Source organism: Ectothiorhodospira sp. BSL-9, from assembly GCF_001632845.1.
Taxonomy (GTDB): domain Bacteria; phylum Pseudomonadota; class Gammaproteobacteria; order Ectothiorhodospirales; family Ectothiorhodospiraceae; genus Ectothiorhodospira.
In genome coordinates this window covers 3,049,839-3,071,000 of sequence record NZ_CP011994.1, presented here as the reverse complement: position 1 = coordinate 3,071,000, position 21,162 = coordinate 3,049,839, and the positions used below count along the sequence as shown (strand labels likewise).

Genomic DNA, 21,162 nt, shown 5'->3' with positions numbered 1-21,162 from the left:
TTCCTGCTGTGCGGGTTTCCCGTGGGGTTCAATCCCCTGAGTATAGACAAAACCCCGAGGCTTGTAAGGTCAGTGCCCGGTGGCGGCGATCTCCTGCGCGGTGCGCCGGCCCCGGTGCAATGCCCAATGGATTGAGGGGGCGAAACCGTATTCCCCGCAGGTCCAGACGTCTGCGCGTTGCCGAAGCGGCACTTCGGCCGGGTTTTGAACCGGCGGTGCCTGCACCGGCAGGGCATGGGGCAGGGCATACACGGCCAGCCGTTGCCAGCCCGGGACTTCATCACCAAACCAGGCAGTCAATTCGCCTCGCACCCGGCCCTCGAGTTGATCCAGTTCATGGTCAGCGCCGTGTACGTTGACGCTCACCAGCGTCTTGCCGGGCGGTGCATAGTGTTCGGAGAGACCCGATGGGCACAGCACATTATTGATGCAGCCCTTGCCCTCGCCGTTGAGCATGAGGTACGGCCCGTCGATGGGAGCCTGGTTGGCGGAGAAGTAAAAGCAGGTGGTTCCACGGGTGGGTACATCGGCGGCATTCTGCCCCAGCAGTCGAGCGGTTTCCGGGCCTTCCGTTGCAATGACGATGACCCGGGCCCGCAGTACCTCGCCTGAGGTCAGGTGCAGAAGGTTGTTCTCGATCCGCTCCACACGGGTGTGCAGTTGTATCGTATCCTCCGGCAGGCGGGCGGCCAGTTGTTGGGGGATCTGTTCCATGCCTCTGGCCGGCAGGGCCGTATCACCCAGGGCAAACGCCCTGAACACGAACTCGAAGGCCCGGGATGAAACATGCAGTTCCGGCTCGAAGAACACACCGCTGAAGAAGGGTTTGAAGAAACGGTCGATGATCCGTTGCGAGAATCCCAGTTCCTCCAGGTGAGTGATCGCATCCCGTTCGTGGCGCTGGTAAAGATCGTTCAGATCGCCCTGGAGGCAGCGGTGCCGGAGATGCAGCAAGCGGATCTTGTCGCTCAGATGGCCCACGGGAGACCAGAGCATTTCCGGCAACCGGGTGGGTTGACGCCAGACATCACTGACACGGTGGGCGCGTCCATTGATCCTCACCATGGCGCCGGTCTGAAAGGCACGCAGATCCAGCGCATCGTAGTCCAGGAACCGCTGGGCCTCCGGATACCAGGTCTGCAGAACCTGAAACCCCCGATCCAGCAGGAACCCGTCGTGATGATCCGTGCGGATTCGGCCGCCCACGTTGTCGGAGGCTTCAAGGATGACAGGCTCGCGTCCGTGTTCACGCAGCGTCAGGGCGCATGCGAGCCCGGACAGGCCGCCGCCAATGATGGCCACATCAATGCTCATGGGGTGCTCCCGCAGGCTGAATGATCATCAAGGCAGCAGACATGGCGTCCAGGCATTTGTGTTGAGTCATTTAAAGGATAATATAACGCTGGAACGCGCCCTGTCATTGCCCGCCGGGCCAGCCAAACACGCCGCGTCAAGGAACCTCACCATGAACGACGCCTCATCCGAGCGCCGGGTACATCTCATCGAAAACACCTGGATCACCATGGCGGACGGTTGCCGTCTGGCGGCAAAAATCTGGCTGCCGGAGGACGCCGAAGAGCATCCGGTGCCAGCGGTGCTGGAATATATTCCCTATCGCAAGCGGGATCACAAGGCGCTGCGGGATGCGGAAATCCATGGTTTTTTTGCGACCCAGGGTTTTGCGGGCGTGCGGGTGGACATTCGTGGCAGCGGCGATTCAGAGGGCATCCTGCGGGACGAGTACCTGCAGCAGGAGCTGGATGATGGCCTGGAAATCCTTCGCTGGATCGCCGCGCAGCCCTGGTGCTCCGGCAAGGTGGGGCTGTTCGGACTGTCCTGGGGCGGATTCAACGGCCTTCAACTGGCCGCATTGCAGCCCCCGGAACTGGGGGCGGTGATCTCCGTGTGCTCCTCGGACGACCGCTACGCCGACGATGTGCACTACATGGGCGGCTGCCTGCTCACCGACAACCTCTCCTGGGCCTCCACCATGTTCGGCTTCAACTCCTGCCCGCCCGATCCCCAGGTGGTGGGTGAGCGCTGGCGCGACATGTGGCTGGAGCGGCTGGAGGGCAGTGGTCTGTGGATTCACAACTGGTTGCAGCATCAGCGCCGTGATGACTTCTGGCGTCACGCCTCGGTGTGCGAGAACTACGACGCCATACAGGTGCCGGTGATGGCGGTGAGCGGTTGGGCCGATGGCTATTCCAATACCGTGTTCCGTCTCATGCGCCACCTGAAGGGGCCGCGTCGCGGTCTGGTAGGCCCCTGGGGTCACAAGTATCCCCATATGGGCGGTCCAGGGCCCACCATCGACTTCCTGGGGGAATGCGTGCGCTGGTGGGATCACTGGCTCAAGGGCATCGACAGGCAGGTGGAGCAGGATCCGATGCTGCGGGTGTGGATGCATGACCGACGCAACCCTCTGCTGCCCGAGACCAGCGGAGGCTGGGTGGCCGAGCCACACTGGCCCAGCCCGGCCATTCGCTCCCGGGATTACCAGCTCAATAACGGGCGCCTTGTCCCGGCGGAGGATGCTGTGGGCGAGTCAGAGACGCTGACCATCCAGAGCCCCCTGAGCGTGGGCCTGTTCGCCGGTAAATGGTGTTCCTATGCCGAGATCACCGACCTGCCTTCGGATCAGCGTCTGGAGGACGGTGGCGCGTTGGTGTTCGACACACAGCCCCTGCATGAAGATGTACAGATGCTGGGGGCCGCCGAGGTGGATCTGGAAATCAGTGCCGATAAGCCCGTGGCCATGGTGGCGGTGCGCATTTCGGATCTGGCCCCGGATGACCGCGCCACGCGGGTGACCTTCGGCATCCTGAACCTGACGCATCGAGAGGGCCATGAAGACCCACAGGCGCTGGAGCCGGGTCGTCCTTACCGGGTGACCGTGCGCCTGAATGAGGTGGCTCAGCGATTTCATGCGGGGCATCGCATCCGTCTGGCCATCTCCAGTTCCTATTGGCCACTGGCCTGGCCGGCCCCCGAGCCGGCCAGGCTGACGCTGCATACCGCCGGTTGCCGCCTGCGCCTGCCTCAGCGCTGCTCCGGGTTCGACGATGCCAGCCTGCCAGGACTGGGGCAGCCCCGTCAGGCCCCCACACCCCCCAACACCTTGATGGCTCCGGCACACCGGGAGTGGCAGGTGGTACACAACCTGGCCAGCAATCAGGTAGCCCTGAATGTGGTCAATAATGATCCGCAGGTTCGCCTGGACGATATCGACCTCACTTTTGGACGTCAGGTGCATGAGCGTTACAGTTACAGCAACGAGCGTTACGACACCCTGCGCGGTGAGGTGACGCACGAACGCCAGTTTGCCCGCGGCGACTGGGATGTGCGCACGGTCACCCGCACGGTGCTCACGTCGACACGAACCCGTTTCGTGATCCGGGCCACCCTGGACGCCTACGAAGGGGATGTTCGTGTCTTTTCCAAGACCTGGGACGAGACGGTCCCCCGGGATCTGGTGTAAACCCAGCGCTTTTTCGGAGAATTCACTCAGTGCCCAAGAAAAACGTCTTCATCATCGGTCTGGATGACTTCAACCGGGACAAGCTGGAGCGCTTGCCCCAGGCCAAGGAATGTGAATTCCATGCGGCACTGGATATCAGTGACATCCGCAATGTGGATCAGTACGACATCAAGCACCTGATCGACAAGGCCACACGCACCATGGAGGCCTTTGACGGTACGGTGGATGCGATCACCAGCTATTACGACTTCCCCGGCACGGTGATGACGCCCATTCTTGCCGAGCGCTTCGGCTTGCCCGGGCCCACCCTGGAGTCGGTGCTCAAGTGCGAGAACAAGTACTGGAGTCGCCTGGAACAGCGCAAGGTGATCCCGGATCACATTCCCCAGTTCCGGGCCTTCGATCCCTTTGATGATGAGGCCTATGCCGGGCTGGGTCTGCTGCCGCCGTTCTGGATCAAGCCCATCAAGTCCTTCCGCTCCTACCTGGCCTTCCAGATCAACGATGAGCGTCAGTTCAGGGCGGTGATGCCCCTGTGCCGGGAAAAGGTGGGGTTCATGGGCGAACCCTTCCTTTATCTGATGCGTCATTTCGGCGCCCCACCCGAAATCGCCGAGATGCCCGAGCGCTTCGTGGCCGAAAGCCCCATCGGCGGTTGGCAGTGCACACTGGAGGGCTATAGCTACAACGGACGGGTGCATATCTATGGCGTGGTGGACTCGGTGCACGAGCAGGACAGTTCATCCTTTGCCCGCTATGAATACCCCTCCTCACTGCCGCTGGAGATCCAGCATCGCATGATGGACGTGGCACGCATGGTGGTGCAGCAGTTCGGGCTGGATAATTCCGCTTTCAATGCGGAGTTCTTCTACGACCAGACATCCGATCAGGTGTGGTTCCTGGAGATCAACCCCCGGGTGTCCCAGGCCCATACGGATATCTTCGAGAAGGTGCACGGTGTGTCGCATCTGTCGGTGATGGTGGATCTGGCCCTGGGTCGCAAGCCCAAGCCCATGGAGCGCAAGGGCCAGTTCAACGTGGCTGGCCACTTCATGTTCCGCACCGTGGAGAGCGGCAAGGTGGTGCGGGTTCCCAGTGCCAAGGCCATCGACAAGCTGCGGCAGCGCCAACCGGGCACCTATGTGAAGATCCCGGTGAAGCCGGGGCAGCACCTCAAGGACCTGCAGGGGCAGGATATGTACAGCTTCGAGATCGCCAACGTGTTCATCGGCGGGCGCGATCAGACAGACATGCTGGACAAGTACGACGAGGCACTGGCGGTGCTGCAGTTCGATATCGAAAAGGACCCGGATCCGGTGATTACCTGATGGGGGCTTCGGTGGCCAGTATCCGGCCTCACTGCTACCATGACCCGACATTCATGTATCGGAGAAAGCTCATGCGCATCCGCCCCCTGATCCTGACCGCCGCCGTCGCCTTGCTGTTGCCGTTGGGTGTTCAGGCCGACGAACTGGATATCCAGCCCGGCCAATGGGAATTCACCAACGTGACCAGCGTGGAGGGTGATACCCCATTCCCGGAGCAGACCCACACCAGCACGGAATGCATCACTGCCGAGGACGTGGCCCGTGGGCCGGACTTCCTTCAGGTGGAGGAAAACTGCGAGGTGTCCAATATGGACATGACCTCATCCAGCATGACCTACGATATGGTCTGTGTGGAGGATGGCATGGAAGTGGACATGCGTGCCGAACTGCAGTTCATGGGGGATCGCATGGAAGGTCACATGACGGCCAATCTGGAGAGCCCCATGGGTCCGCTGGTGATGCGCACGGACATCACGGGGGAGCGCATCGGCGAGTGTGAGTGAGCTCACTGATCACCGCCATCATCATTCTGCTCACCTGCCAACTGGCGGGAGAGGTCATCGTGCTGTGGCTGGATTTGCCCTTTCCGGGGCCGGTGCTGGGTATGCTGATCCTGTTCGGGGCGCTGTTGATTCGTGGCGGCGTGCCCGAGCATCTCAAAAAAACCACTGACACCCTGTTGCGTCACCTGGCCCTGTTGTTCGTCCCGGCCGGTGTGGGCCTGATGGTCCATTTTGGCCTGGTGGCCCGGGACTGGCTGCCGATCCTGCTGGGACTGGTGGTGAGCACGGCCCTGGCACTGGGGGTGACCATGCTGCTGCTCAGTCGGTTGATCCGGCTGCGGAGTCGGCGCGCAGAAGATGGCTGAAGAGATCACGGATATCTGGGCCTTTCTGGCCGCCAGCCCCTTGCTGTGGCTCACCATGACCCTGGTGGTGTTTCAGGGCAGCCTTTGGATCAACAAGCGTCTGGGGGGCAGCCCGGTGCTGCACCCGGTGCTGATCTCCATGGCCATTCTGATTAGCATCCTGTTGCTCACCGGCACCGATTACGACACCTATTTCGATGGTGCCCAGTTCATCCATTTCCTGCTCGGGCCGGCCACGGTGGCGCTGGCCATTCCCCTTTACGAGAATCGCCAGCAGATCAAGGCGCTGTTATTGCCACTGCTGGTCTCGGGGTTGGCGGGTGCGGCGACGGCCGCCTTGAGCGCGGTGATGATCGCCTATCTGATGGGCGCGGAATGGATCACGCTGATGTCGCTGGCGCCCAAGTCGGTGACATCACCCATCGCCATGGGGGTGTCCGAAAAGCTGGGGGGGCTGCCTTCGCTGACGGCCGCCCTGGTGCTATTGACCGGAGCCATCGGCTGCATTCTGGCCCCCGGGCTGATCCGCTTGCTGCGTATCCGGGATGATCGGGTGAAGGGATTCGCCATGGGGTTGTCAGCCCACGGGTTCGGTACTGCCCAGGCCTTCGGCATCAGCGCCACGGCCGGAGCCTTCGCCGGCCTGGGCCTGACCCTGGCGGGCATCATGACAGCTTTCCTGCTGCCCGCCTCGGTCAACTGGCTACCGATCCTCATCGGCGGTTAAAAAGGACCTATATGTCATAAGCGAATATTGATATGCTTGTTCAATGAGGTCCATTCACTACCAGTTGTTTCCCTTCCTGCGCTGGCAAAAGCCCAGCCGCGAGATTCTCAAGAGCGATCTGGCGGCAGGCACTGCCGTGGCCCTGGTGTTGGTGCCGCAATCCATGGCCTATGCCCAGTTGGCGGGCATGCCGCCGGTCTATGGCCTGTATGCCTCCCTCCTGCCGGTGATCGTGGCGGCCCTGTGGGGCTCTTCCAATCAGCTGGCCACGGGGCCGGTGGCGGTGGTCTCACTGCTCACGGCCACGGCATTGATCCCTCTGGCCGCGCCGGGTTCCAGCGAATACGTGGCCCTGGCCGTGGCGCTGGCCTTTTTGGTAGGGGTGGTTCAGTTATCCATGGGTATCCTGCGCATGGGCGCCCTGGTGAGCTTCATTTCTCATCCGGTGATCGTGGGCTTCACCAATGCAGCGGCCCTGGTCATCGGCCTGTCGCAACTCAACAAGCTTTTGGGCATCCCGGTGGACACCGGGGGGCATTTCCTCATGGGCCTTTGGGACATGCTCGGAGATGTGGCCTATCTGCACTGGCCTACCCTGTTGTTTGGCGTGGGGGCCATCCTCATCATGGTGGGGCTCAAGCGATTCATTCCCCGGGTGCCCGGCGTGCTGGCCGCCGTGATCCTCACCACTGCCATCAGCTGGCTGATCGGCTTTGAGCGCAAGGCGGATATCCACCTGGATCAGGTGTCGCCCCCGGCCGTGGCGGAACAACTGCTCAAATGGGGCGATTTCAAGAAAGAGAAAGCCGATCTGGAACTGCAGATCCGCGAGCAGAAGGCACGGCTGGAGGCGGCGGAGTCCCCCGAGGCGGCAGCGCTGAGATATAAGATGGAGCTGCTCTCGCTGCGGCAGGAACATGTGGCACGGGTGCTCAAGCGATACCGGGAAGAGATGCGTGATGTGCATTTTGCTCGCCTTCCCGGGGAGGAGGGGCAGCCGGACGCCTTCGTGGCGGCGCAAGCCCTGGATGAGGGGGAGGAGGTCCGCCCCAGTTGGCGAGTGACTCAGGTGGATGGGTCACAGATTCGCATGGACGCGGGAGGGCGGGTGATCGGCAGTATCCCGGCGGGTCTGCCGTCCCTCGCCATGCCGGATCTCTCGCCCGCTACATTGGCGGCCCTTTTTACCGCTGCCTTCGTCATTGCGCTGGTGGGGTTTACTGAGGCCGTCGCCATTTCCCGTGCCCTGGCGGCACGAACCGGTCAGCGGCTGAATCCGAACCAGGAGTTGATTGGCCAGGGGCTGGGCAACCTGTCGGCCAGCGTGAGCCAGGGCTACCCGGTGAGCGGATCCTTCTCCCGATCGGCCGTGAACCTCAATGCCGGGGCTCGAACCGGTCTGTCTTCCGTGTTCACCGCGGTATTCATCCTGCTCGTGCTCTTGTTCTTCACGCCGTTGTTTTATCACCTGCCTGAGGCGGTCCTGGCCGCAATCATTGTGATGGCGGTGGTGGGGCTGATCAATTTCAAGGCCATCCAGCATGCCTGGCTGGCCAGCCGGCATGACGGTATTGCGGCCATTGTGACCTTCGTGGCCACCCTGGCGGTGGCGCCGAATCTGGATGTGGGTATCCTCATTGGTGTGGCCCTGGCGGTAGGCCTGTTCCTGTACCGCACCATGCGGCCGCGCGTATCCGAGTTGACACGCTACGAGGACGGCACGCTGCGCGAGGCACGTCGCTACGGCCTCAGGGCTGACGAGGAGATCGGGTTGCTGCGGTTCGACCGCTCACTGTATTTCGCCAATGCCGGATACTTTGAGGACGCCGTGCTGGAGCAGGCCGCCCGTTATCCCCACGCCCGTTACATGATCGTGGTCACCCAGGGCGTGAACGAGATCGACGCCTCCGGAGAGGAGGTGATCCGCTCCCTGGTGCAGCGACTACGGGCACGGGGCACCACCCTGGTGTTTGCCGGCATCAAGCCACAGGTGTTGATGGTGATGAAGCGCACCCACCTGGTGGACTTCATGGGCGAAGACAATGTGTTCCATTCCACCGAAGGGGCGATTGCCACCATTCGGGATCGGCTGGCCAGGCAAAAGGCCGAAGAGGGTAAGGCAGACCGGGAAGAGGGTGACAACGAGCGCGCCTGAGGTCTGGCACGAGGTCGATACCAGCGCACACAAAAAAGCAGAGGAGGGGTGGCATGTGCCAACCCCTCCTCTGCTTGATACCGCTACTTCAGTGGTGCAGCGGGAAACGCCTTCTTAGTAGAAGGGTCTCCACAGGTACACCAGGAAGTGAGCGGCGGCAGCCAGCACCATGAACACGGTGAAGGTGGTCTTGAACTGCTCGTGGAATTCTTTGGCCTGTTCTTCGGTCAGACCGGAAATGCTGTCATTCATGGTATATATCCTCTAATTAGGACAAAAGTCAGTCTAAAGCTCCGTTAGAGCTCGAGATTACTCGGAGACTTCCGCAGACGCATCATAGGTCAGCGGGTTGTAGCTGTCGTTGGAGTACACAAAGGCGTGTACAACCAGGGCGACAACCAGCACGGTCATCAGAATGGGCATCAGCCAGGTGCCAGGATTCACTACCAGCCACAGCTTCCAGTCGTCCTTGGGGTTGCTGGGCTTGCTTGCTCTGTATTCGCTCATTGATAACACCCTCTTGGTTTGTAACCAGGCCTCTCGCCAAGACCCGGACATGGAAAACTCCAAAGCTCTGCGACCGGGTGGCCTTTGGTTCCAGCGGCCTGCCTGTCGCGTTGGGTGTGAGTCTACGTTGACAGGGTTGGATGTCAAGGTAACGGAACACTTCGCTTTCGTGAATGGATGAGAAAGTTGAGCAAGATCAGGTTTAGCCCCCAGGAGGGCTTGCGGGTGCGGGTTACATACATTGGTGTCGGTCATGTAGCATCCCAGATTCCCCATGCCTTTACACAGGAATGAACCGCCTGATGTCCACGCCCGGCCGCATCGACCAGCAAGGAGACCGCCTGAGTATCGTCGGCGACTGGGTGCTGGCCCATTACCGCGATCTGCGCGGCGAAGTGGAGCGATCAGCCACCACCGAGGCCGGTGGTGCGGTCAGTCTTGAGCGTCTGGGCGAGCTGGACACCGCTGGAGCCGCATTGCTGGTGGAATTGCTGGGGGCTGCGCGCCTGGAGGCCCTGGCCTCCGAGGCGGCCTATCTGCCACAGGAGCGGCGCGCGCTGCTGGAGACGGTGGCCCGCGCCATGGGGACGACCCGCCCGCCCAAGCCTCCCCCTTCGCGACCGGTCCGTGACTTTCTGGCCGACACCGGTCAGGCAGTCGAGGCACTATGGCATCAGCAGCGGCTGCTGATGGGGTTTATCGGCATGACGCTGGTAACCATCCTGACTTTGCTGCCGCGCCCGCATCGCTGGCGCTTCACCGCCCTGGTGGTCCATCTCCATCAAACCGGGCTGAACGCCGTGCCCATCGTGGCCCTGCTGACCTTCCTGGTGGGCGCCGTGGTAGCCTTTCTGGGGGCCACGGTGCTTGCGGAATTCGGGGCCACCGTCTACACCGTGGACCTGGTGGCTTATTCCTTTCTGCGGGAGTTTGGCGTCTTGCTGGCGGCCATCCTCCTGGCGGGGCGCACGGCCAGTGCCTTTACCGCCCAGATCGGCTCCATGAAGGCCAACGAGGAGATCGACGCCATCCGCACCCAGGGGTTGAGCCCCATGGAACTGCTGGTGGTACCCAGGGTGCTGGCCTTGATGATCAGCCTGCCGCTGCTCACCTTCATCGGCATGATGAGCGGCATCATGGGTGGGGCGGTGGTCTGCGCTGTTTCACTGGATATCCCCTTCAGCCAGTTCTTCATCATTCTCGAGCGTGACATCCCCCTCCAGCATTTCCTGGTGGGCATGGTCAAGGCGCCGGTGTTTGCCTTTCTGATTGCCGTGGTGGGTTGTCTGGAGGGGTTCAAGGTGAGCGGCAGCGCTCAATCGGTGGGTGAACACACCACCTCCAGCGTGGTGCAGGCCATCTTCATCGTCATTCTCATGAATGCCCTGGCAGCGCTGTTCTTCATGGAGATGGGCTGGTGACGGACGATCAGGGTACACAGCCTCCACTGATCCGCGTGCGGGGGCTCCAGAACCGGTTTGGCAGCGTGGTGGTACACGATGGGCTGGATCTGGACATCCGCCGCGGCGAGATCCTGGGCGTGGTGGGTGGATCAGGCACGGGCAAGTCAGTGCTCCTGCGCAGCATCGTCGGACTCATGCGGCCCTCGGCGGGGCGCATCGAGGTGTTTGGAAAGGAATTGCAAAGCCTGCCGGATCGGGAGCGATCCCAGGTGGAAAGGCGCTTTGGCGTGCTGTTTCAGGGGGGGGCGTTGTTCACTTCCCTGAACCTGCAGGAGAATATTGCCCTGCCGCTGATGGAGCACGCCGGCCTGTCGCGGCGGGATGCCGAGTATCTGGCACGCATCAAGCTGGCCCTGGCGGGATTGCCGGGGGAGGCCGCCCTCAAATATCCGGCTGAACTCTCCGGCGGCATGGTCAAACGGGCGGCGCTGGCCCGGGCCCTGGCGCTGGATCCGGAAGTGCTGTTTCTGGACGAACCTACCGCCGGGCTCGATCCCATCGGCGCTGCGGCGTTCGACCGGCTCATCATGACGCTGCGCGACGCCCTGGGATTGAGTGTATTCCTGGTGACCCACGATCTGGATACGCTGTATACCAGTTGTGATCGGGTGGCCGTGCTATCGCAGCGCAGGGTGCTGGTGGCGGACCGCCTGGATGTGGTGGAGAACACCGATGATGAATGGATTCGTGACTATTTCCATGGCCCCCGTGGCCGCGCCGCCCGTGAAGCGGCGGATGTTCTGGAGAATCGCTGATCATGGAACCCCGAGCTCATCATGTAGTGATCGGATTGTTCACCCTGCTCACCTTTCTGGCGGCCCTGGTGTTCGGGCTGTGGCTGCACAAGACCGCCTCGGACCGGGAATATGACTATTACGAGATTGTCTTCACGCGGGCGGTGAGCGGCCTGGCCGAGGGCAACATGGTGCAGTTCAGCGGCATTCGCGTCGGTGACGTGATGGATCTGAGCCTGAACCCCGATGATCCCAACGAGGTGCGGGTACTGGTTCGGGTTGACAGCGAGATCCCGGTACATGCTGACACTCGGGCCACGCTCAAGCTGGTGAACATCACTGGCGCCATGAGTGTGCAGCTCTACGGTGGCACGCCGGATACCCCGCGGCTGGAGGGCAGTCGCTCCAGTCCACCCCGGATTGAAGGGGATCCCTCGCCGCTCAATACCTTGCTGGACGAAAGCGAGACACTCATCGAGGCCGTGGGGCAGCTGCTGCACAACGCCAATCGAATGGTCTCCACCGATAACGCCGATACGGTGACCCGTATCCTTGATGACGTGGAAAAGGTCACCTCCGCCCTGGCGGGTCAAAGTGGTGATCTGGCCAGCGCCATGGGGGCCATCACACAGGCCAGCCTGCAGGCGGAAAAGACCCTGGTGTCCTTGCAGCGACTGGGGGATGAGGCCCACACCCTGCTGGGCGGGGAGGGCAGGGCCATCCTCGATCATGCCCGCAAGACCATGGCCTCGATGGAGGCCACGGCCTCGCGTATGGAGTCCTTGCTGGCCACCCATGAGGGCTCGCTGGACCAGGGGTTGCAGTCATTTGGTGAACTGGACCCAGCCATGCGTGAGCTCAAGAGCACCCTGCGCAACCTCAACCGCGTGATCCGTCGACTGGAAGACAACCCGACCCGCTTCCTGATCGGTCAGGACAGCATTCAGGAGTTCAACCCGTGATGTCCCGACTCTTCATTGTGTTCGTGCTGGCCCTTTGGCTTTTGGGATTGACGGGCTGCACCCTGTTGCCTGAACAGACACCGCAACGGGTGTTTCTGCTGTCGCCGGCCGAGCAGGACACGGCGTCCGAGGTAGTGCATGACAAGGTGCTCAGGGTGGAGAAGCCCGAGGCGCCCTTCCCGTTGACCACGTCCCGCATTCTGGTGTCGCCCACCGGCAAGGAGATCAGCTTTTATGGGGGTGCCCGTTGGGCGGATCGCACGCCGCCCCTGGTGGCGGCCTACATGGTGGAGGCCCTGCGCCAGGACGGTCGCGTGGCCTCGGTGATCAGCGATTCCAGCTCCGCGCGCAGCCAGGTCTCTCTGGTAAGTCAGCTTGGCGCCCTGCAGAGTGAGTACCCATCTCAGGGCACTGATGGCCCCCCCGAGGCCTTTATTCGACTGGACGTACAACTGATGGAAGATGTCAATCGCGACATCATCGCCAGTCGGCGTTTTCAGGCCCGCCAGCCCAGCGAGGGCGAGGACATCGAGGCGGTGGTGGACGCCATGAACCAGGCCATGGAGGTCTTGAGTCGTGAGGTGGTGGACTGGGTGGTAGAGCAATTGACCCCCCGCCACAGCCTGGAGCAGGGCTCATGAAGTTGACCCCGCAGCCACGAATGGGGACGATGCGAGGCTGAGAGGGCAGCTTGGGCGGAACAGTCATGCAGCTAACAAGTCCTTCATTCCCGGACGGTGGTGCCATGCCCGTGGATGTCTCGGCCCGCCACGCCAACGAACTCCCTCCGCTGGAGATCCATGATGTGCCGGGAGATGCGCAAAGTCTGGCGCTGCTCCTGGAGGACCTGGATTCCCCTCTGGGCGAAGTGACCCACTGGCTGGTGTGGAATCTACCCCCGGCGACCCAACGCGTGGATGCCCTGCACCTGCCCATCCAGGCCCGGACCGGCATGGATGCGTTCGGCAAGGTGGGTTATCTGGGGCCGGTGCCGCCGGAGGGTTGTCATCATTATCGTTTTCGCCTGCTGGCGCTGGATGCCGAGCTTGAATTGCAGGCAGGCGCCACCCGTTCGCAATTCGAATACGCCGCGTCGGGGCACGTGCTGGCCGAGGCCAGCCTCACGGGCGCGTTATGCATGCCAACTCCGGAGGCAGATCGCGGATCATGAGGCAGTATCGTCCGGGAGCATTCTTCGCCACCGTGAATCCCACGGTTTTCATCGCCTCGGCGATCATGGTGCTGGCGTTCGTCGGCTTCGGGGTGACGTTTCCCGCCACCGCCAGCCAGGTGTTCGAGGGGATCCAGGGCTTCATCACCGAGTATCTGGGCTGGGGTTATCTGCTGGCGGTGACCGTCTTTCTGGTGTTCCTGATCTGGCTTGCCTTCAGCCGCTATGGGTCCATCCGCCTGGGGCAGCCGGATGATCGGCCGGAGTTCGGCTACGGTGCCTGGTTCGCCATGCTGTTTTCGGCCGGCATGGGCATCGGGCTGGTCTTCTGGAGCGTTGCCGAACCCATCCTGCACTATCAACACCCCCCCACGGGTGAGGGCGAAACCGTGGAGGCCGCGCGCCAGGCCATGGTCTACACCTTCTTCCACTGGGGACTTCACGCCTGGGCTGTGTATGTGGTGCTGGGGCTGTCGGTGGCGTATTTCAGCTTTCGCCACCGCCTGCCACTGACGATTCGCTCGATCTTCTACCCGCTGCTGGGCGATCGCATCTATGGTCCGATCGGTCATGTAATCGATATTCTGGCGGTGTTCGGCACCCTGTTTGGTCTGGCCACATCGCTGGGCTTCGGCGCCATGCAGCTCAATACCGGGCTCAATGTCCTTTTCGACCTGCCTGTGTCGCACTGGTATCAGGTGGGGATCATTGCCGGTATCACCCTGGTGGCCGTGTTCTCGGTGTTGTCGGGCCTGGACCGGGGGCTGAAGTGGGTGAGCGTGTTCAACCTGGGGTTGGCGGTCGTCTTCATGTTGTTCGTGCTGTTTGCTGGCCCCACCCTGTTCATCCTGCGCTTCCTCCTGGACTCCACCGGTACCTATTTGCAGCAACTGGTTGAAATGTCCCTGCATGCCGACGCCATCGGCGGCTCCCAGTGGCAGAAGGACTGGACCATGTTCTACTGGGCATGGTGGATTGCCTGGTCGCCCTTTGTGGGCATCTTCATCGCCCGTATCTCTCGCGGACGCACCATCCGCGAGTTCATTTTCGGGGTGCTGGCGCTGCCCTCGCTGTTCGTGTTCGCGTGGATGGCCATCTTCGGCGGCAGCGCGCTGCACATGGAATTGTTCGACGAGAACGCCGGTATTGCGGCAGCGGTTGCCGAGGACACCACAGTCGCCCTGTATGCGATGCTGGCCCAGTTGCCCTGGACCACCCTGGCCTCGGGGGTGGCCACGCTGCTGATTGCAACGTACTTCATCACCTCATCGGCCTCGGGCACCTACGTGATCGATGCGCTGATCTCGCGCGGCTCGAAACACTCGCCAAAACGCCAGCGGGTGATCTGGGGGATTACCGAGGGGGCAGTGGCCGCCACGCTGCTGATCGTGGGTGGCGAACGGGCTCTGGACAGCCTGCAGACCGGCTCGCTGACGGCCGGTCTGCCGGTGGCGATCATCCTGGGGTTCTGCTGCTTCAGCCTGACGCGCGCGCTGCGCCGGGAATACCGGGTGGAGGGAGTGAATCCCCCCTGGGGGTGATGGGGCAGGGCGGCTTCAACCCTTCAGGCTGCCAGGGTCCTTCCCGGGCGGCGGTGACGAGGGCCATTCCCTGTCAGGCCGTTGTGCGCCACAGTTCCAGCACTGGGTGAACTGTGCTTCCATGGGCTCACTGCAGCGTTGGCAGGTCCAGCCCTTGCCGTCGGTAACGGTCATGGTGACCGCATCAATGATCTCCCGGGCACGGCCCTCATCGCCATCCTCCATGATCCATATCTCTGGCCAGCATTCCGTGGGGGGCAGTTCCCCGGCAGCACCGCATAACAGCGCATGCTTGACGTAGGCACGAATGCCCTCGCTCTCCAAAACCCCCTGAATAAAGCCGGCGGCAGCCACATCCGCGGCGCTGTACACTCGTTTCATCAGCACACCCCAACCTGAGAGCCCTGATTTTAACCTACATACATACGCTTTCTTCCAGGCCTGCGCAGGTGGCAGGCTCTTTGATGAGGGGCTTTATGGGAGCTGGGCTCCCACAAGGGCCTTCCGGGCCATGATAGACTGCCGCCGGCGCACGACTTGTCCCCGGAGGGCCAGGCATGGCTGACCATCAGCGGCTCAGACTCCCCATTGGCATTCAAACCTTCTCCGAGATTCGCGAGGGGGGCTACTACTATGTGGACAAGACGCCGATCATCGAGCGCCTGGTTCAGCAGAACAAGTACTACTTCCTCTCCCGGCCCCGGCGATTCGGCAAGAGCCTGTTGCTGGATACCCTGCGCTGCCTGTTCGAGGGCCGTCAGGCGCTGTTCGAGGGGTTGTACCTCCATGACAGGTGGGACTGGCAAACGACGCATCCCGTGATTCGCCTCAGCTTCGGCAGCGGCGTGATGCGCAATCGCGAGGAGCTGGACACGCGCATTCGCCATCAGCTGCGCAAGGAGCGGGAGCGCTTCACCCAGGCCACCGCTGCCGAGACGGATATTCCCGGTGAGTTCTCCGACCTGCTGGAGCTCGCCCACCAGGAAACGGACCAGCCGGTCGTGCTGCTGATCGACGAGTACGACAAGCCCATCCTGGACAACATCCTGGAGCCCGAGCGTGCCCGGGAACTGCGCGAGGGGCTGAAGAACCTCTACAGCGTGATCAAGGACGCCGACCCCCACCTGCACCTGGTCTTGATCACCGGGGTGTCAAAATTCAGCAAGGTCAGTCTGTTCTCGGGGCTGAACAACCTGCGCGACATCACGCTATTGCCCGAGTATTCAACGATCTGCGGCTATACCGATGAGGATATCGACACGGTATTCGCCCCGGAGCTGACCGGCATGGACCGCGAGGCGATACGCACCTGGTACAACGGCTACCGCTGGGGTGGTCCCGAGGTCACATCGGTCTACAACCCCTTCGATGTGCTGCTGTTGCTCCAGAATCGTGAGTTCGGCCCCTACTGGTTCGAGAGTGCCACGCCCACCTTCCTCATTGATCTGCTCAGGAAACGCGGGGTCTTCACCCCCCAGCTGGACCGGCTCCAGGCCAAGGCCCAGCTGCTCGGGCGCTTTGATGTGGATGACATCACCACCGAAGGGCTGCTGTTCCAGACCGGCTACCTGACGATCCGCAAGGTCGATGAGCCCATGCTGGGTTACCGGCTGTACACGCTGGGGTTCCCCAATCTGGAGGTGGAGAGCAGCCTCAACGACCTGCTGCTTCCGGTGCTGGGTATCGGCCATAGCGAGGCCCAGACCCACCAGCTGATGCTGATGGACATTCTGCAGCGACACGATCTGGCGGGCCTGGAGGCCCACCTCAAGGCCCTGTACGCCGGCCTGCCCCATGACTGGTACCGCAACAACCCCATCGCCCAGTATGAGGGCCACTATGCCAGCGTGTTCTACAGCCACTTTGCCGCGCTGGGGCTCCAGATCACGGTGGAAGACTCAAGCCACCATGGCAAGGTGGACATGACTGTAGACTTCGGTGGCCACATCTACCTGTTCGAGTTCAAGGTGGTGGAGCAACTCCCCGAGGGCAGGGCGCTGGAGCAGATCAAGGCCAGGGGCTATGCCGATAAGTACCGGGCCAGCGGCAAGCCGATCCACCTCATTGGTGTGGAGTTCTCCAGCGAGCAGCGGCAGATCGTGGCGTTTGACATGGAGACCCTCTAAGGCTGCCTCCTTCTCCCAGGAGGAGCAGCAAAAGGGGACAGACACCTTTTCCCTTTCCGGGAAAAGGTGTCTGTCCCCTTTTGCGAGGTGGCAGGCCTTTGTGGGAGCGGGCCTTGCCCGCGAAGGCGGTGGGCACCCAGGCATGGCCATGGCGCTGCTGTCGCAGCGCATCGCCGGCAAGGCCAGCTCCCACGGTGCCGTCCAGCTCCCACAAGGGCCTTCCGGGCCATGATAGACTGCCGCCGGCACACGACTTGTCCCCGGAGGGCCAGGCATGGCTGACCATCAGCGGCTCAGACTCCCCATTGGCATTCAAACCTTCTCCGAGATTCGCGAGGGGGGCTACTACTATGTGGACAAGACGCCGATCATTGAGCGCCTGGTTCACCAGAACAAGTACTACTTTCTCTCCCGGCCCCGGCGATTCGGCAAGAGCCTGTTGCTGGACACCCTGCGCTGCCTGTTCGAGGGCCGTCAGTCACTCTTCGAGGGTCTGTACATTCATGACCGCTGGGACTGGCAGCACACTCACCCGGTGATTCGCCTGAGCTTTGCCGATGGCGTCCACAAGACCCGTCAGGAACTGGATGACCACATCTGGCATCAACTGAACACGCAGCGTGAAAAACTCGGGCTGCCCCATCCCCCTGCCAAGCTGATCTCCGCCGAGTTTTCATCGCTCATTCGCCAGGCTCACGCTCACTACGGCCAGGGTGTCGTTGTTCTCATTGACGAGTATGACAAGCCCATCCTGGACAACATCCTGGAACCGGAGCGTGCCCGGGAACTGCGCGAGGGGCTGAAGAACCTCTACAGCGTTCTCAAGGATGCCGACCCCCACCTGCACCTGGCGCTGCTCACCGGGGTGTCTAAATTCAGCAAGGTCAGTCTGTTCTCGGGGCTGAACAACCTCAACGACATTACCCTGGATGCGCCCTTCAGCACGATCTGCGGCTATGCCGATGAGGATATCGACACGGTATTTGCTCCGGAGCTGCCCGGCCTGGACCGCGAGGCGATACGCACCTGGTACAACGGCTACCGCTGGGGCGGCTCCGAGGTCACATCGGTCTACAATCCCTTCGATGTGCTGCTGCTGCTCCAGAAGCGCGAGTTCGGCCCGTACTGGTTCGAGAGCGCCACGCCCACCTTCCTCATTGATCTGCTCAAGCAGCGCGGCATCTTCACCCCCCAGCTGGATCGGCTCCAGGCCAGGGCCCAGCTGCTCGGGCGTTTCGATGTGGATGACATCACCACCGAAGGTCTGCTGTTCCAAACCGGCTATATCACCATCAAGGAGATGCAGGAGCCCATGCTGGGTTACCGGCTCTACACGCTGGGGTTCCCCAACCTGGAGGTGGAGAGCAGCCTCAACGACCTGCTGCTTCCGGTGCTGGGCATCGGCCACAGCGAGGCCCAGACCCACCAGCTGAGCCTGATGGACATTCTGCAGCGACACGATCTGGCGGGCTTGGAGGCTCACCTCAAGGCCCTGTACGCCGGCCTGCCCCATGACTGGTATCGCAACAACCCGATTGCCCGGTACGAAGGGCACTATGCCAGCGTGTTCTACAGCCACTTTGCCGCCCTGGGGCTCCAGATCACGGTGGAAGACTCAAGCCACCATGGCAAGGTGGACATGACGGTGGACTTCGGTGGCCACATCTACCTGTTCGAGTTCAAGGTGGTGGAGCAGCTTCCCGAGGGCAGGGCGCTGGAGCAGATCAAGGCCAGGGGCTATGCCGACAAGTACCGGGCCAGCGGCAAGCCGATCCACCTCATTGGTGTGGAGTTCTCCAGCGAGCAGCGGCAGATCGTGGCGTTTGACATAGAGACCCTCTAAGGCTGCCGCCTCGCAAAAGGGGACAGACACCTTTTCCCTTTCCGGGAAAAGGTGTCTGTCCCCTTTTGCGAGGCGGTGGGCACCCAGGCATGGCCATGGCGCTGCTGTCGCAGCGCATCGCCGGCAAGGCCAGCTCCTACGGTGCCTCCGACGGCCCTTCACGCAACCTGGTGGAACTGGCGTGCTCATCGGGTCGGCTGGCGGGTTGCGAAACGAAAAAATCCTTTTAAATCAAAATTCTGAGAAAACGTTTGACACATTACTGACAGCCTGTATAATGCCCAACTCGAACACGACAGGCGCGTAGCTCAGCTGGTTAGAGCACTACCTTGACATGGTTCGCGCATTTCTGCGCACACACCCCTCCAGAGATCCCTCTCTAGCAAAATCAGCACATTAGCTCATGTATGGTCATTTAAGGCCAGCTTGGGTGCGTTTTTTTGGGCACTACCCTGGGCTCACTTGGGCTCAGACCTCCATTGAAAATAACTCAAAAGAATGAGTACCACCTCATAAATTGCCGCTTAGGTAATGACGCTTGGATGCGCAAATCTGCGTATAAATCCGAATTCTAATGCATTTATGCGCGCCAGCAAGGGGAGATATGCATGTATTAGCGTGCGCATTTGCGTGAATTTGGGGTGATTTTAGGGTGGCCGGCGTGTTTTTTCTGGAGATAAAGCCGGCTTTCTTTGCGCCCAAAGACTAAGTCGATTATTAAAATAATATCACTTTTGGATTGACCTGAAAGTCAACGATCGTGGTCGACTCATATATATCTAGTTGAGTGGTTTTTATCATAATCAGCATCTTTATTTTATGGTCTTTTATAGGGAAAAGATTTTATAAAAACCTGAAGCAAATGAGCTTTTAATTTATCAGCCTGAGGACATCTTTTACCGGCGAACAATACGTTCCCGCACGACCTGATCGGGCACCCACGGATTTTGAGGTGGAGCCACTGCCTGCAGGATCTGCTGCGCTGGTTGCCGGGTGCTCAGGCCCTGGCGGACAGTACGCGGGCGGTGGCTATCAAGGAGTATCTGGGGTTGTGGGTGTATCGGTGGCGCGGCTGGGCGGAGTAGTGGGCCCCTCGCGAAAGCGGCTGGCACTTGGCATGGCCATGGCGCTGCTGCCGCAGCGCATCGCCGGCAGGGCCAGCTCCCGCGGTGCCCATGCCGGCTCCCGCGAGGAACTGCCCGACTATCTGGCCCACCGCCTGCGCCGGGTCGGCTGCGAACTGCCCCTGTTCGAACCCGAGGCCATCGAAGGCCTCTACCAGGCCACCCACGGCATGCCACGCCCCGTCGGCCGCCTGGCCCATTACGCCCTGACCTGCGCCGCCCAGGATCAGGTCCACCGGGTCAGCGCCGACCACCTGCAGACCGCCCTGGAGGAGTTGCGACCATGACCCACCATCACACCCTCGCCATCCCCCTGCCGGCTCACTGGACCCCGGAACAGGTCCTGGCTGTGTGGGAACTGCTGGAGATCCTCACCGAGCACATCGGCCATCGCTACGCCATCGCCCTGCATGAGGCCATGGCCGCCGAGCGTCAATCCCTCAGCCTGCGCCAGACCTCCCTGTTCGACGACGAGCAGGATCCCTTCTGAACCCTCTCCCGGGCGCGAGTCACCAAAGGCTCGCGCCTACGCTCTCCCGCATCCGTTCACCTTCCAGGAATCCTCCGCGCGAGGGCATAATCCGGGAAAAGCCTCGGCCTGCAGCCAGGATCTGCGTGGGAAAAGGGGCGGGGAATAATCTGGGAAACAACAATTACTCAACGGCGATGCTGGAAAAACTGGTTCATGCCGATGGCCTGATGCCCCCGGACCAGCACTTCATTCGGATCACGCTCCCTCGTGGGCTCAGTTACGAGATGGTGAACGCAGACCTATTGCCCGACTGGGCGGATCCGGACTGCGAGGCTGCCCGGGAGTACGGAGTCTGCTGGACTGCGGACCAACGTACGGCGGTTCTTTTCGTTCCCTCCTTTGTCGCGCGTGTCGAGCGCAACGTACTGATCAACCCACTTCACCTCGACGCAAGCCTTTCGCGAGGTGAGTTTGTCGAATGCTGTTGAAACGAACGTAGCTTTCAGCATCGATGCCGACGTCCATTCCGTAGACGAAAGGTATGATTCACCCATAAATCGGTGCCAGCCATCCACATGGTGGCACATCGTGGGGCAGCTGAGATATGAGTGTTGGCGGGAAAGATACTTGTCGCGCCACTGGTGCCGCGACGTCCGATCG

Annotated in this window: 22 protein-coding genes; 18 read left to right on the top strand and 4 right to left on the bottom strand. The window is 61.6% G+C overall.

The annotated features are described in order from the left end of the window. Positions 1-69: 69 nt before the first annotated feature. Entirely contained in the window at positions 70-1,314 is a 1,245-nt protein-coding gene (locus ECTOBSL9_RS14125) for an NAD(P)/FAD-dependent oxidoreductase (RefSeq protein ID WP_063465583.1), read from the bottom strand. A 151-nt stretch (positions 1,315-1,465) separates the two neighbouring features. Between ECTOBSL9_RS14125 and ECTOBSL9_RS14120 the strand changes: the two genes are divergently transcribed. The 6 genes from ECTOBSL9_RS14120 (at position 1,466) to ECTOBSL9_RS14095 (ending at position 8,559) form a co-directional block, all read left to right on the top strand. Beyond that, entirely contained in the window at positions 1,466-3,481 is a 2,016-nt protein-coding gene (locus ECTOBSL9_RS14120; protein WP_063465582.1) for a CocE/NonD family hydrolase, read from the top strand. Between the two features lie 29 nt (positions 3,482-3,510). Further along, positions 3,511-4,809: an acetyl-CoA carboxylase biotin carboxylase subunit family protein gene (locus ECTOBSL9_RS14115; protein WP_063465581.1), complete on the top strand. Its 1,299-nt coding sequence runs from the start codon at positions 3,511-3,513 to the stop codon at positions 4,807-4,809. A 71-nt stretch (positions 4,810-4,880) separates the two neighbouring features. After that, positions 4,881-5,312, top strand: a complete 432-nt coding sequence (locus ECTOBSL9_RS14110; RefSeq protein ID WP_063465580.1) for a DUF3617 family protein — start codon at positions 4,881-4,883, stop codon at positions 5,310-5,312. Further along, positions 5,309-5,677, top strand: a complete 369-nt coding sequence (locus ECTOBSL9_RS14105) for a CidA/LrgA family protein (protein ID WP_371258984.1) — start codon at positions 5,309-5,311, stop codon at positions 5,675-5,677. The genes ECTOBSL9_RS14110 and ECTOBSL9_RS14105 overlap by 4 nt, the downstream gene beginning before the upstream one ends. Continuing rightward, positions 5,670-6,404 carry an LrgB family protein gene (locus ECTOBSL9_RS14100; protein WP_063465579.1) on the top strand — a complete coding sequence of 245 codons (735 nt, stop codon included), beginning with the start codon at positions 5,670-5,672 and terminating at the stop codon, positions 6,402-6,404. The genes ECTOBSL9_RS14105 and ECTOBSL9_RS14100 overlap by 8 nt, the downstream gene beginning before the upstream one ends. Positions 6,405-6,447: 43 nt before the next feature. Continuing rightward, entirely contained in the window at positions 6,448-8,559 is a 2,112-nt protein-coding gene (locus ECTOBSL9_RS14095; protein ID WP_063465578.1) for a SulP family inorganic anion transporter, read from the top strand. Positions 8,560-8,673: 114 nt separating this feature from the next. Here ECTOBSL9_RS14095 and pufB read toward each other — a convergent pair whose 3' ends face one another. Further along, complete coding sequence (gene pufB / locus ECTOBSL9_RS14090; RefSeq protein WP_025281777.1) at positions 8,674-8,811, bottom strand: light-harvesting antenna LH1, beta subunit; 138 nt, start codon at positions 8,809-8,811, stop codon at positions 8,674-8,676. A gap of 57 nt (positions 8,812-8,868) precedes the next feature. Next, entirely contained in the window at positions 8,869-9,066 is a 198-nt protein-coding gene (gene pufA, locus ECTOBSL9_RS14085) for a light-harvesting antenna LH1, alpha subunit (protein WP_063465577.1), read from the bottom strand. A gap of 302 nt (positions 9,067-9,368) precedes the next feature. Here pufA and ECTOBSL9_RS14080 point away from each other — a divergent pair, with 302 nt between their 5' ends. The 6 genes from ECTOBSL9_RS14080 to ECTOBSL9_RS14055 all read left to right on the top strand — a co-directional run bounded on the left by ECTOBSL9_RS14080 (position 9,369) and on the right by ECTOBSL9_RS14055 (position 14,937). Then, complete coding sequence (locus ECTOBSL9_RS14080; RefSeq protein WP_205631977.1) at positions 9,369-10,487, top strand: ABC transporter permease; 1,119 nt, start codon at positions 9,369-9,371, stop codon at positions 10,485-10,487. Beyond that, positions 10,484-11,284 carry an ABC transporter ATP-binding protein gene (locus ECTOBSL9_RS14075; protein ID WP_063465575.1) on the top strand — a complete coding sequence of 267 codons (801 nt, stop codon included), beginning with the start codon at positions 10,484-10,486 and terminating at the stop codon, positions 11,282-11,284. The genes ECTOBSL9_RS14080 and ECTOBSL9_RS14075 overlap by 4 nt, the downstream gene beginning before the upstream one ends. Positions 11,285-11,286: 2 nt before the next feature. Further along, the gene (locus ECTOBSL9_RS14070) at positions 11,287-12,225 is read left to right on the top strand and encodes an MlaD family protein (protein ID WP_063465574.1); all 939 of its coding nucleotides are present in this window, start codon (positions 11,287-11,289) and stop codon (positions 12,223-12,225) included. Further along, complete coding sequence (locus ECTOBSL9_RS14065; protein ID WP_063465573.1) at positions 12,225-12,866, top strand: ABC-type transport auxiliary lipoprotein family protein; 642 nt, start codon at positions 12,225-12,227, stop codon at positions 12,864-12,866. The genes ECTOBSL9_RS14070 and ECTOBSL9_RS14065 overlap by 1 nt, the downstream gene beginning before the upstream one ends. A gap of 104 nt (positions 12,867-12,970) precedes the next feature. Further along, positions 12,971-13,396, top strand: a complete 426-nt coding sequence (locus ECTOBSL9_RS14060; RefSeq protein WP_063465572.1) for a YbhB/YbcL family Raf kinase inhibitor-like protein — start codon at positions 12,971-12,973, stop codon at positions 13,394-13,396. Further along, entirely contained in the window at positions 13,393-14,937 is a 1,545-nt protein-coding gene (locus ECTOBSL9_RS14055) for a BCCT family transporter (protein ID WP_063465571.1), read from the top strand. The genes ECTOBSL9_RS14060 and ECTOBSL9_RS14055 overlap by 4 nt, the downstream gene beginning before the upstream one ends. A gap of 15 nt (positions 14,938-14,952) precedes the next feature. Here the strand turns inward: ECTOBSL9_RS14055 and ECTOBSL9_RS14050 are convergent, their stop codons facing one another. Then, positions 14,953-15,318 (bottom strand): DUF2007 domain-containing protein, encoded by a 366-nt coding sequence (locus tag ECTOBSL9_RS14050; RefSeq protein ID WP_063465570.1) that lies wholly within the window; start codon positions 15,316-15,318, stop codon positions 14,953-14,955. Between the two features lie 176 nt (positions 15,319-15,494). Between ECTOBSL9_RS14050 and ECTOBSL9_RS14045 the strand changes: the two genes are divergently transcribed. From ECTOBSL9_RS14045 to ECTOBSL9_RS17890, 6 genes are all read left to right on the top strand, one after another. Continuing rightward, positions 15,495-17,063 carry an ATP-binding protein gene (locus ECTOBSL9_RS14045; RefSeq protein ID WP_063465569.1) on the top strand — a complete coding sequence of 523 codons (1,569 nt, stop codon included), beginning with the start codon at positions 15,495-15,497 and terminating at the stop codon, positions 17,061-17,063. Positions 17,064-17,337: 274 nt separating this feature from the next. Next, complete coding sequence (locus ECTOBSL9_RS14040) at positions 17,338-18,906, top strand: ATP-binding protein (RefSeq protein WP_063465568.1); 1,569 nt, start codon at positions 17,338-17,340, stop codon at positions 18,904-18,906. An 89-nt stretch (positions 18,907-18,995) separates the two neighbouring features. After that, complete coding sequence (locus tag ECTOBSL9_RS17095; RefSeq protein WP_156500148.1) at positions 18,996-19,136, top strand: hypothetical protein; 141 nt, start codon at positions 18,996-18,998, stop codon at positions 19,134-19,136. A gap of 887 nt (positions 19,137-20,023) precedes the next feature. Next, positions 20,024-20,317, top strand: coding sequence for a hypothetical protein (locus tag ECTOBSL9_RS14035; RefSeq protein WP_063465567.1), 294 nt, complete (start codon positions 20,024-20,026; stop codon positions 20,315-20,317). Then, positions 20,314-20,520 (top strand): hypothetical protein, encoded by a 207-nt coding sequence (locus ECTOBSL9_RS14030; RefSeq protein ID WP_063465566.1) that lies wholly within the window; start codon positions 20,314-20,316, stop codon positions 20,518-20,520. The genes ECTOBSL9_RS14035 and ECTOBSL9_RS14030 overlap by 4 nt, the downstream gene beginning before the upstream one ends. A gap of 176 nt (positions 20,521-20,696) precedes the next feature. Continuing rightward, a complete protein-coding gene (locus ECTOBSL9_RS17890) occupies positions 20,697-20,990 on the top strand; it encodes an RES family NAD+ phosphorylase (protein ID WP_371258983.1) in 294 nt (97 codons plus the stop codon). Positions 20,991-21,162 lie beyond the last annotated feature (172 nt).